The organism is Streptomyces sp. NPDC047853 (assembly GCF_043204535.1).
Lineage (GTDB): Bacteria > Actinomycetota > Actinomycetes > Streptomycetales > Streptomycetaceae > Streptomyces.
This window is the reverse complement of sequence record NZ_JBIDCI010000004.1, coordinates 499,858-510,513: the sequence shown is the minus strand read 5'-3', so window position 1 is coordinate 510,513 and position 10,656 is coordinate 499,858. Positions and strand designations below refer to the sequence as shown.

Here is a 10,656-nt window from a genome sequence, read left to right as displayed (position 1 = left end):
GTGGCGTGGCGCAGGTTGCCCCGCAGCGTCGCATCCCGCACGGCCTCCCGCGCCGCCTCGGGGAAGGACGGCATCCCCAGATACGTCCCGCTCATACGGCCGCCGCCTCCTTCACGCTCGCCAGGATCTCCGCCAGGTGCACCGGGCGCAGGTCCGTACGCAGCCGCGCCATGGTCCCGCCGAGGTGCATCAGACAGGAGTTGTCGGCCGCGCACAGCACCTCCGCGCCGGTCGACGCGGCGTTGCGCACCTTGTCCGCGCCCATCGCCGCCGACACGTCGGCGTTCTTCACGGCGAACGTGCCGCCGAAGCCGCAGCACTCCTCCGCCCCCGGCAGCTCGACCAGCTCCAGCCCCTCGACCGCCTCCAGCAGCCGCCGCGGCCGGTCGCCCAGACCCAGGCTCCGCAGCCCGTGGCAGGTGGGGTGGTAGGTGACGGTGTGCGGGAAGTACGCCCCCACGTCCGTCACCCCGAGCACGTCGACGAGGAACTCCGTCAGCTCGTACGTCTTCGGCACCACCGGCGCCAGGGCGGCCGCGAGCGTGTCCCCGCGCCCCTCGGCCCGCGCCCGCTCGCCCATCCGCGGATACAGCTCCCGCACCATCGCCCCGCACGAACCCGAGGGCGTCACGATCGCGTCGTAGGACCCGAAGACCTCGGCGAAGCGCCGGGCGAGCGGCTCCGCCTCGTGCCGGTACCCCGTGTTGTACTGCGGCTGCCCGCAGCAGGTCTGGGCCATCGGGAAGTCGACCTCGACGCCCAGCCGGGTCAGCAGCGCGACCACGGCCCGGCCGGTGTCCGGATACAGCGTGTCGTTGACACAGGTCAGAAACAGGGCGACACGCATCGCGGCTCCTGGGGCCGGTCCCGTCGACCGCGCGGGACGTCTTGATCACCGGACGAAACGCAGGGTAGTCCGGATACGGGAACGGGGGGAGGAGAACGCCGCGGGTAATGTGAACGTCTCCCGGCCGCCCCGCGTCCTTGGCGCACGCTCCCCGACCCGACCCTGGAGGTCCCTGCCCGATGGCCCATTCGGTGGGTATCAAGGATGTCGCCCGAGCCGCCGGAGTGTCCGTGGGCACGGTCTCCAACGTCATCAACCGCCCCGACACCGTCGCCACCGAGACCCGGGCGCGGGTGCTGTCCGCCATCGACCGGCTCGGCTACGTCCGCAGCGAGTCCGCGCGCCAGCTCCGCGCGGGCCGCAGCCGGATCATGGGGCTGCTCGTCCTGGACATGGGCAACCCGTTCTTCGTCGACGTCGCCCGCGGCGCCGAGCGGGCCGCACGCGACGCCGGGCTCGGCGTGATGGTCTGCAACAGCGCCCAGAACCCGGGGGAGGAGGCCGAGTACCTCTCGCTCTTCGCCGAACAGCGGGTCCGCGGCGTCCTGCTCACCCCGGCCGACGCCACCGGCCGCAACATCGAGGGCTTCCGGCGCCACAACATCCCCTTCGTCCTGGTCGACCGGGTCGCCGAGGGCACCACCGAGTGCTCCGTCTCCGTCGACGACGTCGCGGGCGGCGCGCTGGCGGTACGGCACCTGGTGGACGCCGGCCACCGCTCCGTCGCCTACGTGAGCGGCTCGCCCGGCCTGCACCAGGTGCGCGACCGCCGCACGGGCGCCCTGCAGGCGCTGGCCGAGGCCGGACTCGGCCCCGAAGCCCTGCGCGAGCTGCCCACCGAACGCCTCGACGTCGCCGCCGGACGGGACGCGGGCGCCCGTCTGCTCGGTCTCGCCGACCGCCCCACCGCGGTGTTCTGCGCCAACGACCTGCTCGCCCTCGGCGTCCTCCAGGCCCTCTACGCGGCGGGCGTCCGCGTGCCGGAAGACCTCGCGATCGTCGGGTACGACGACATCGAGTTCGCCGCCGCGGCGGCCGTCCCGCTCACCTCCGTGCGCCAGCCCGCCGTCACGATGGGCGCCCTGGCCGCCGAGCTGCTCCTGGAGGAGACGGACCTCCAGGGAAGCGACCGCACCCACGCGCACCGGCGGGTCGTGCTCCAGCCCGAACTGGTGGTGCGGCGCTCCAGCCTCGTCGCCCGCTGACCGGCCGTTCAGCACGATGTCACGATCCCGGGGGTCGGCGGCCGCAGGATCGTGTGCTGAACTGGGGCACGGCCGAGAAATCATCACCGTCGGATCCGTCCGCCCAGGGAGCCCCGTTGAGCGTCAGCTACCGCCAGCCCGGCGTCGTCCTCACCGACCGCCGTTTCACCGTGCCCCTCGACCACGCCGACCCCGCCGGCGAGACGATCGAGCTGTACGCCCGCGAGGCCGTCGCGAGCGACAAGGCGCACCAGGACCTGCCGTGGCTCGTCTATCTCCAGGGCGGCCCCGGCTTCGGGGCGAACCGTTTCGTCGGCCGGCCGTCCTGGCTCGGCCGCGCCCTGAAGGAGTACCGCGTCCTGCTCCTGGACCAGCGCGGCACCGGCGCCTCCACGCCCGCCAACCGGCAGACGCTCCCGCTGCGCGGCGGTCCGGCCGAGCAGGCCGAGTACCTCACCCACTTCCGCGCCGACGCCATCGTCCGGGACTGCGAGGCCATCCGCCCCGGGGTCACCGGCGGCGCCCCGTGGGCCGTCCTCGGCCAGAGCTTCGGCGGCTTCTGCACCGTGGCGTACCTGTCGCTGGCCCCCGAGGGTCTGAGCACCGCCCTGATCACCGGCGGCCTGCCCTCCCTGGACGCCCACGCCGACGACATCTACCGGGCCGCCTACCCCCGCATCGAACGCAAGGTCCTCGCGCACTACGACCGCTACCCGCAGGACGTCGAACGCGCCCGCCGCATCGCCGACCACCTGCTCTCCAGCGACGTCGTCCTGCCGAACGGCTACCGGTTCACCGTCGAGGCCTTCCAGTCCCTCGGCGCCATGCTCGGCGCCGGCGACGGAAGCCACCGCCTGCACTTCCTCCTGGAGGACGCCTTCGTCCGCACCCCGCACGGACCCGAGCTGTCCGACGCCTTCCAGGAGCAGGCGCAGAACCTGCTCTCGTACGCGGGCCACCCGCTCTACGCCCTCGTCCACGAGGCCATCTACGGCCTGGACACGCGCCCCACGGACTGGTCGGCCGAGCGGGTCCGCGCCGAGTTCCCGCGCTTCGACGCCGCCAAGGCCCTGGCCGGCGACGAGCCGCTCCTGTTCACCGGTGAGTCCGTCCACCCCTGGATGTTCGAGTGCGACCCGGCGCTGCGCCCGCTGCGCGAGACCGCCGAGCACCTCGCCGCCCGCACCGACTGGACCCCGCTGTACGACCCCGCCCGCCTCGCCGTCAACGAGGTACCGGCCGCGGCGGCCGTCTACCACGACGACATGTACGTCGACACCGCCCACGCGCTGACCACCGCCCGTACCGTCCGCTCCCTGCGCACCTGGGTTACCGACGAGTTCGAGCACGACGGCGTGCGGGCCGGCGGACCCCGGGTCCTGGACCGGCTGCTCGCCCTCGCCCGCGACGAGGACTGACCGGCGCCGCGGTCGCCCGCCCGAATGCCGGGTGGGCGCGGGGGACCCGGGTTACTGTGCGGGCATGACGGAGCCGACGACCACGCAACTGGAGCCCATGCCCGGCGACTGGCGGCGCGCCCTCGCCGTCGTCGCCCACCCCGACGACCTGGAGTACGGCTGCTCGGCGGCGATCGCCTCCTGGACCGACGAGGGCCGCGAGGTCGCCTACGTCCTCGCGACCCGCGGCGAGGCGGGCATCGACACCCTGGAGCCCGGTGCGTGCGCGGCCGTGCGGGAGCGGGAGCAGCGGGCGAGCGCGGCCGTGGTCGGGGTGGGCGAGGTGGAGTTCCTCGACCACCGGGACGGTGTCGTCGAGTACGGCACCGCCCTGCGCCGCGACATCGCCGCCGCGATCCGCCGGCACCGCCCCGAGCTGGTCATCACCCTCAACCACCGCGACACCTGGGGCGGCGTCGCCTGGAACACCCCGGACCACGTCGCCGTCGGCCGCGCCACGCTGGACGCGGCGGGCGACGCCGGCAACCGCTGGATCTTCCCGGAGCTGACCGAGCAGGGCCTCGCACCCTGGGACGGCGTGCGCTGGGTCGCGGTCGCCGGTTCCTCCTCGCCCACGCACGCGGTGGACGCCGGGCCCGGACTGGAGCGCGCGGTCCGCTCCCTGCTCGAACACCGCACGTACATCGAGGTGCTCACCGACGAGGACCCGGAGACGTACGTGCGCGGATTCCTCACCGGTTACGCCGAGGCCGCCGGCGAGCGGTTCGGCGGGAGACCGGCGGTGACCTTCGAGGTCTTCGCGCGCTAGCGCAGCCGCAACCCACCGCGGCCCGGGGCGGTGCCGGCACCGTACTGCCGGGGTCAGTCGCCCACCCGGTGCACTGGACAACGGGGCGCTGAGGCGGCCTCTTCGGTGACGGCCGCGCGGGCCGGGTCCGGGCAGGCCCGGCCGTTCCCTGCCCGGTGCTCCAGGCGCAGGCGCAGTCCCTCCGGCATCAGGGTCAGCCGCTCGGTGACCCGCAGCCGGTAGTCCGGCTCGGGCCGGAGTTCGTAGCGGCGCAGCAGCAGCCCGAGCACCAGCGTCGCCTCGTGCAGCGCGAACTGCCGTCCGATGCACGCCCGCGCCCCCGTCCCGAACGGCTTGAAGGTGTGCGGGGCCCGCGCGCGCACCGCCTTGGCGTCGAAGCGGTCCGGGTCGAACTCCTCGACGTCCGGCCCCCACACGTGCGGATCGCGGTGCAGCATCCCCGCCAGCACCAGCGCCCAGGCACCGCGCCGCATCGGATGCGTACCGCCCAGGACCGTGTCCGCGCGGGCCTCCCGCGCGAAGGCGGGCGCGGTGGGCCACAGCCGCAGCGACTCGTCCAGCACCCGGCGCACGTACCGCAGTTTCGCCACCTGCTCGTAACCGGGCGCCTCGGTGTCGCCCCACACGCGGTCCACCTCCGCCCGGGCCCGGGCCGCGACCTCGGGGTGCTGGGCGAGGTAGTGCAGGGCGAAGGAGAGCGCCCCGGAGGTGGTCTCGTGGCCGGCCACCAGGAAGGTGATGACCTGCCGGCGGACGTTCTCCGGCGACAGCCGCTCGCCCGTCCCGGGGTGGGCCGTCTCCAGCATCCGGTCGAGCAGGTCGCCCGCCCCGCCCGTGCCGCCCGCCGCGCGACGGGCGCGGACCAGGTCGTCGACCGTGCGGTTGAGGTACGCGATGTCGGCGGTGTTGCGGCGGCTCGCGCCGCGCAGCAGCCACGGGGCCAGCGGGCCGGGCACGGTGTTCAGGCGCTGCGCGTAGCTGAGGGTGCCCACCATCGCGGTGACGAAGAAATGGGGGCGGGACCGCTCGAAGGACCCGAAGTCGTGCCCGAACCCGGTCCGCGCGATCGTCTCCAGCGTCAGCTTGGTCATGTCCCCGGGCACGTCCACCGTCCGGCCCGCCGTCCGCGCCCGGTCCCAGTGGTCCGTGAGCCGTGCGGCCACGTCCAGCATCATCACGTGGTAGCCCGCCATGGCCTCCCGGCTGAAACCGGGCGCCAGCACGTCGTGCGCGAGCTGCCAGTTGGACTCGTGGTTGTACGCCGTGAACAGCCCGTCCCCGGCGACCGGCCGCAGGTTGGCCACACCGAGACCCACGTGCTTGGCGAACCGCTCCTCGTCCGCGAGGTCGGCGGCGAGTTCCGCGCCCCAGACGAAGACGAACTCGTTGCCGAAGGCCCGGCGCCGGAATATGGGACCCAGCCGCCGTGCGTAGCGCAGCGAGTCCTGCATCGGGGTGTGCCTGCTCGCCCCGACCACGTCCCCGAGCAGGGGGAGCCGGTACGGCGGGCGCGGAATGCGGTGCAGCTCGGGCCAGCCCAGCTCGGCGCTGCGGAACCCCTTCGGCAGCCCGTCCGCGGCCAGTCCGTTCGTCGTGCTCGCCATGACGCGATCTCCCTTGACCAAGCGGCGTGTTGCACGTGCAGAGGCAAGCGTGTTGTACATGGATTCAATAACGCGCCCCAGTCTCGTCCCGTTGTTGAACCGGCGTCAAGTAAGGTGCGGGCATGGCCGCGAACCAGGGCGAGCGCACCCGCCGCAGGCTCAGCACGGGGGAGCGCCGGGAGCAGCTGCTGTCGGTGGGCGCGCGGTTGTTCTCGGAGAGCCGCTACGACGAGGTGTGGATCGAGCAGGTCGCCGAGATCGCCGGCGTCTCCCGCGGGCTGCTGTACCACTACTTCCCGAACAAGCGGGACTTCTTCGCGGCGATCGTCGAGCGCGAGAGCGAGCGCATGCTGCGGATGACCGCGGCCGTGCCCGGCATGCCCGTCCGGGAGCAGCTCACCGCCGGCCTGGACGCGTACCTGAAGTACGTCCGGGCCCACGCCCACGGGTACCGGGCCTTCCACCGGGCCGACGCGGCCGGGGACCAGGCGGTGCGCCGGGTCTACCGCCGGGCGCTGGCCGCGCAGGAGCGGCAGATCCTCGCGGCGCTCGCCGCCGATCCGGAGTTCGGCCCGGTCCTCGGGGAACGGGCCGACGTGCGGCTCGCGGTGCGCGGCTGGCTGGCGTTCACCACCGCGGTCTGCCTGGAGTGGCTGCGGGAGTCGGAGCCGACCCGGGAGCAGGTGCGCGACCTGTGCGCCCGGGCCCTGCTGGGCGCCATCGCGCCCTGAGCGCTCCCGTCGCACCGCCGAACGCGTCCGCACGACGCCGACGTGTGCCGTCCGGCGCGGTGGAAAGGTCTCGCAAAGATCACGCGTCCTGGTTGGCCCACGGCTCGATCTCCGATAGGTTAGGTGAGCCTTACCTAATGAGCTAAGGCTTGATGATCTGATGACGGAGGTTGGGGATGGGCGACCACCACACCACCTGGACGGCCGCGCCCGCCGCGGCGGAGCAGGCCCGCTCCGTGCTCGCCGCCGCCTGGTCCTGCGCGGTGACCGCGGAGGGCGGCCGCGAGGAGTTCGTCGGCGCGCACACCGTGTCCGACGACGGCCGGGTGCTGCTGCACGTGCCCGAGGACAGCGCGCTGCTCGCCGCGGCGATCTGCGCGCCCCGTGGAGAGCCGTCCGCCGTGCTGGAGTTCGCCGACGTGGCGCCCGTCCCGGTACGCGGGCGGATCAGGGCCCGGCTCTGGCTGGCGGGCTGGTTCGCCCCGGACGACGGTCACCTGGCCTTCCGGCCCACGCGCGTGGTGCTGCGCCGTCCGTCCGGTGCGGTGGTGGTCGGCCTCGACGAGTTCACCGCCGCCCGGCCCGACCCGCTGGCCCTGGCGGAGGCGCGACTGCTGACCCACCTCGCGGACTGTCACGGGGACGCGGTGGAGCGGCTGACCCGGCTCGTCGACGCCGACAGCCTGCACGGGGCGGTCCGGGTGCGGCCCCTCGCCGTCGACCGGCACGGACTGACGCTGCGCGTCGAGCGCGCCCGTGCCCACGGTGACGTACGACTGCCCTTCCACGCCCCCGCCGACGACGTCGCGCAGCTCACGGAGCGGGTGCATGTCCTGCTGGCGCAGGCGAGCGCCGCCTCCTGCCCGCGGGCCCTGCAACGGCAGCGCACGGACGGCGACGGCTGAGGAGGACGGCTCGCCCACCGGCCGCGGCGCCCACCGGCCCCCGCGCCCGTCCTCGCCCGCGCCTACCAGTCGCCGTCCTCCACCGGCGCGCCCGGCGCGTCCTTGAGCGGCCGCACCTGCTGCGCCGCGGGCGCCTGCCACGGTTCGTGGTCGTCCCCGATCCAGTCACCGACCGGCTTGACGTCCTGGAGCGGGCCGGTGGGCGCGAGGTCGTCGGCGCCCTGGTCGTAGTAGTCGTACCAGGGCAGACCGGCCTGCGTGTACGCCGCCCGGTCCACGGGCGAGGGCGGCGGGGCCTCACCGGTGATCCGCCGCCACTCGGGCGGCGTCACCAGGTGCACGAAGACCCGTCCCGCGGGCCGCTCGGCCCAGTCCGCCAGGGGCCGTTCGTCGCGGTAGACCTCCTGCCGCATGGAGCCTCCGACGCCCAGCCCCATGGCCGGCGCCGACCGGGGCCGTGCCGCGCCGGCCGCCGCGCCCGGGGCCGGCGGAGCGGCCATCGGCATCGCCGCCCCGTACGCCCCGCCGGAACGGGCCGCCCTGCGCGCGGTCTCGGCCCGGCGCCGCTCCTCCTCCCGCCAGCGGGCCAGCGCAGCCCCGCCCAGCGGGAAGGCCTGCAACTGGACGCCGCCCCACACCTCCTCGCCGGTGACCTGGCCCTCGACGGACGCGCCCATGCCGAGCGGCACCGCCACGAACTGGCGGACCGTGCCCGTGCCGGAGTTGATGCCGTCCAGCCAGGGCTGGCGGGGGAGGACCACGTAGTTCTGCGGGTCACGGGCCAGCCGGTCGCTCCACGGCCTGCCCGAGACCGCGCACACCTTGCCCACCCCGACCTGGAGAGCGGCGGGCTCCGTCGTACCGGCGAAGCTCAGCCACATGGCCTCCCGCAGGTACACCGGTAGCATCACACCGCCGCGCGCCCGCCACGCCTCCGGCACGGTGTCGGCGTAGTCGGCGACCCGGCGGACCGGGAACTCGCCGAGTCCGGGCGGCAGCGGGTGGGTGCCCGTCTCGGGCAGTCGCAGGGTGCGGATGAAACGCACCGCGGCACCGCCCGGCAGCAACAGCCTGTTCCCGTCGATCCGCACGCTGGTGTCGGTCATCCCGTCCGCCCCCTCGTCCCGTGGCGGGCCCTCGGCGTCTCCACCGTCTCCCGCCGTCCTTCTCCGCCGTCACCCAAGCACGAGCACGGTCCCTCGTCCAAGCCCGGTTCCGCGCCCAGGCACGAGCACGGTCCCTCACTCAAGAACGACGCCCGGCGGCCTTCCGGTTCCGCTTCCGGAGCCGGGAGCGTGCCCGGTCCCGCAACCGGGTCAGCCGCGGCATGCGTTCGCGCTGCTCGCGGGTGTGGCGGTCCAGCTCCTCCAGGAGCCGGCGGGAGCGGTGCTCGGTGTCCATCTCGTCGATGATGCGGTCGACCTCGGTCAGCACCGCACCCTGCAACTGCCACTGCCGGGCGTCGCGCCGCACGTCCTCCAGGAGCAGCCGGGCCAGCTTGTCCCGCGTGACCGCGGCCTGCCTGAGCTCGGCGGAGAGGCGCTCCTCCGCGGACTCCGCGTCGTCGCTGGCGCTGGTGGTGACCAGGACCGCGAAGCTGACCACGGCGTCGGCGATCTCGGACAGGAGCTGCTGGATGGTGGCACCGGTCTCGGGCGGGAACAACGGCTCCGGCTCGCGCACCTTCGCCAGGTCGGTGAAGGTGCGCGCGAGGACCCGCATGACCACGGTGCAGATCTCCAGGGTGTCCAGCCCCGTCCGCAGCACCACCCGGTGCAGCAGCCCCTCCCGGACGCGGGGATTGAACCGCAGGCTGTCCTCGGCCTGTCGCAGGTCCTCGTCCACCTCGCCGATGTCGTGGTCGAGGCGGCGGGCCTCGTGCAGCCGGGCCGCCGCCTCGTGCCAGGGCGTGCTGTCGGCCGCCTCCTCGCCCATGCGCAGCATCAGCTGGCGCACCCGCCGGGCCAGGCCCTCGATCGACTCGCCGGCCTGCTCCACCCAGACCGGAGGGGCCAGGACCAGGTTGAAGGCCAGCCCGACGATCGCCCCGATCAGCGTTTCCACCACCCGCGCCCACGCCAGGCTCCCGTGCGAGGTCACCCCGAGCACGAGCATCGCGCTGATGGCCACCTCCGCCACGAACTCGTGCGCCCGCACCAGGTGCCCCACGCCCAGCGCCGCCACGATCAGCAGGGCCAGACTCCACCAGCTCAGCCCCACCAACTGGCTGAAGGCGATGGCGACCAGGACACCGGCCACCACGGCGTTCACCCGGCGGAAGCTCATCTTGAGCGTGGCGTACAGGGTCACCTGCACGACCAGCAGCGCGGTCAGGGGTGCCGTCAGCGGCGCGGCCGACTTGTCCGGTGTCAGCCGCACCGCGATCACGTAGGCGATCGACGCCGCGGCGGCCGACCGCAGCGCCTGCACGACCAAGGGGTCCCTGAGCCACTTCACCGGCTGCACAGCCGACGCGGCCCTCTCACGTACATCCCGCATCCTCGGGCTGTTCCCTTCCCCGGGCGCATCGAACGTATCCGGACAGGACGGTAACCGGACATAGGCGGTCGGGAGGGTTCTCACGCGCCGCGCGCCGCCGGGCGTCCGAGAACTTCAGGCGGCCACCTTGCCGAGGAACGCGGACAGGTTGCCGAGGGTGCGGGCGACCTGTTCCTCCAGGGTGAGGCTCTCCTCGAAGCGGGCGCCGCCCTGGGGGGCTTTCCGGCCGCGCAGGTACAGGGAACAGGCGAGGTCGGTGCACATGTACAGGCCCACCGAGTCGCCCTCCCGGCCGGCCGGGCCCGCCTTGCGTGCCGTCATCAGCGACACGCCGCCGCGGGGATGGGTGGTCAGGCACAGGGCGCACATGCTGCGTTGGAGGAAGCCCGGCCGGGCCTGCTGGAAGCGCAGGGCCACACCGGTGAGCCGGCCGTCGTCCTCGGTGACCAGATAACTGCGGTCGGGGGCGCCGGGATCGCGCCAGCCCAGGAAGTCGAGATCGTCCCAGGGCCGCTGGTCGAGATCGCGGGGGACGGACAGGCGCTTGGCCTCGCCCTTGGTGCAGTTGATGAACGAGCCGCGGATGTCCTGCTCGGTCAGTGCTTTCACGGGAGTCCCTCCGGAGGGCGACGACGTGTA

Annotated in this window: 10 protein-coding genes; 5 read left to right on the top strand and 5 right to left on the bottom strand. The window is 74.0% G+C overall.

Annotation, left to right across the window (positions count from 1 at the left end; all coding sequences use genetic code 11):
* Positions 1-91: 91 nt before the first annotated feature.
* Positions 92-847, bottom strand: coding sequence for a (Fe-S)-binding protein (locus ACGF5T_RS11420; RefSeq protein ID WP_366767173.1), 756 nt, complete (start codon positions 845-847; stop codon positions 92-94).
* A gap of 179 nt (positions 848-1,026) precedes the next feature.
* On the opposite strand from ACGF5T_RS11420, the gene ACGF5T_RS11415 reads away from it, so the two are divergent.
* The 3 genes from ACGF5T_RS11415 (at position 1,027) to ACGF5T_RS11405 (ending at position 4,278) form a co-directional block, all read left to right on the top strand.
* The gene (locus ACGF5T_RS11415; RefSeq protein ID WP_366767172.1) at positions 1,027-2,052 is read left to right on the top strand and encodes a LacI family DNA-binding transcriptional regulator; all 1,026 of its coding nucleotides are present in this window, start codon (positions 1,027-1,029) and stop codon (positions 2,050-2,052) included.
* A gap of 116 nt (positions 2,053-2,168) precedes the next feature.
* Positions 2,169-3,470: an alpha/beta fold hydrolase gene (locus tag ACGF5T_RS11410; RefSeq protein WP_366767171.1), complete on the top strand. Its 1,302-nt coding sequence runs from the start codon at positions 2,169-2,171 to the stop codon at positions 3,468-3,470.
* Positions 3,471-3,534: 64 nt separating this feature from the next.
* Positions 3,535-4,278: a PIG-L deacetylase family protein gene (locus tag ACGF5T_RS11405; RefSeq protein ID WP_361015086.1), complete on the top strand. Its 744-nt coding sequence runs from the start codon at positions 3,535-3,537 to the stop codon at positions 4,276-4,278.
* A gap of 53 nt (positions 4,279-4,331) precedes the next feature.
* Here the strand turns inward: ACGF5T_RS11405 and ACGF5T_RS11400 are convergent, their stop codons facing one another.
* Positions 4,332-5,882 carry a cytochrome P450 gene (locus ACGF5T_RS11400; RefSeq protein ID WP_366767170.1) on the bottom strand — a complete coding sequence of 517 codons (1,551 nt, stop codon included), beginning with the start codon at positions 5,880-5,882 and terminating at the stop codon, positions 4,332-4,334.
* Positions 5,883-6,004: 122 nt separating this feature from the next.
* Between ACGF5T_RS11400 and ACGF5T_RS11395 the strand changes: the two genes are divergently transcribed.
* Together ACGF5T_RS11395 and ACGF5T_RS11390 are read left to right on the top strand one after the other, a co-directional pair.
* Entirely contained in the window at positions 6,005-6,613 is a 609-nt protein-coding gene (locus ACGF5T_RS11395) for a TetR/AcrR family transcriptional regulator (protein ID WP_366767169.1), read from the top strand.
* A gap of 176 nt (positions 6,614-6,789) precedes the next feature.
* On the top strand, positions 6,790-7,518 hold the full coding sequence (locus ACGF5T_RS11390; protein WP_356605098.1) for a DUF2470 domain-containing protein: 729 nt from the start codon (positions 6,790-6,792) through the stop codon (positions 7,516-7,518).
* 62 nt (positions 7,519-7,580) lie between these two features.
* Here ACGF5T_RS11390 and ACGF5T_RS11385 read toward each other — a convergent pair whose 3' ends face one another.
* The 3 genes from ACGF5T_RS11385 to ACGF5T_RS11375 form a co-directional block, all read right to left on the bottom strand.
* Positions 7,581-8,624 (bottom strand): hypothetical protein, encoded by a 1,044-nt coding sequence (locus ACGF5T_RS11385; RefSeq protein ID WP_366767168.1) that lies wholly within the window; start codon positions 8,622-8,624, stop codon positions 7,581-7,583.
* Positions 8,625-8,763: 139 nt separating this feature from the next.
* On the bottom strand, positions 8,764-10,017 hold the full coding sequence (locus ACGF5T_RS11380; protein WP_366767167.1) for an FUSC family protein: 1,254 nt from the start codon (positions 10,015-10,017) through the stop codon (positions 8,764-8,766).
* Positions 10,018-10,131: 114 nt separating this feature from the next.
* The gene (locus tag ACGF5T_RS11375) at positions 10,132-10,626 is read right to left on the bottom strand and encodes an FBP domain-containing protein (protein WP_356605092.1); all 495 of its coding nucleotides are present in this window, start codon (positions 10,624-10,626) and stop codon (positions 10,132-10,134) included.
* Positions 10,627-10,656: the final 30 nt, after the last annotated feature.

What these genes read in the sequence shown, in the direction of transcription:
- ACGF5T_RS11420 (WP_366767173.1), bottom strand. Translation starts at nt 847, where the DNA reads ATGCGTGTCGCCCTGTTTCTGACCTGTGTCAACGACACGCTGTATCCG.
- ACGF5T_RS11415 (WP_366767172.1), top strand. Translation starts at nt 1,027, where the DNA reads ATGGCCCATTCGGTGGGTATCAAGGATGTCGCCCGAGCCGCCGGAGTG.
- ACGF5T_RS11405 (WP_361015086.1), top strand. Translation starts at nt 3,535, where the DNA reads ATGACGGAGCCGACGACCACGCAACTGGAGCCCATGCCCGGCGACTGG.
- ACGF5T_RS11400 (WP_366767170.1), bottom strand. Translation starts at nt 5,882, where the DNA reads ATGGCGAGCACGACGAACGGACTGGCCGCGGACGGGCTGCCGAAGGGG.
- ACGF5T_RS11395 (WP_366767169.1), top strand. Translation starts at nt 6,005, where the DNA reads ATGGCCGCGAACCAGGGCGAGCGCACCCGCCGCAGGCTCAGCACGGGG.
- ACGF5T_RS11390 (WP_356605098.1), top strand. Translation starts at nt 6,790, where the DNA reads ATGGGCGACCACCACACCACCTGGACGGCCGCGCCCGCCGCGGCGGAG.
- ACGF5T_RS11385 (WP_366767168.1), bottom strand. Translation starts at nt 8,624, where the DNA reads ATGACCGACACCAGCGTGCGGATCGACGGGAACAGGCTGTTGCTGCCG.
- ACGF5T_RS11380 (WP_366767167.1), bottom strand. Translation starts at nt 10,017, where the DNA reads ATGCGGGATGTACGTGAGAGGGCCGCGTCGGCTGTGCAGCCGGTGAAG.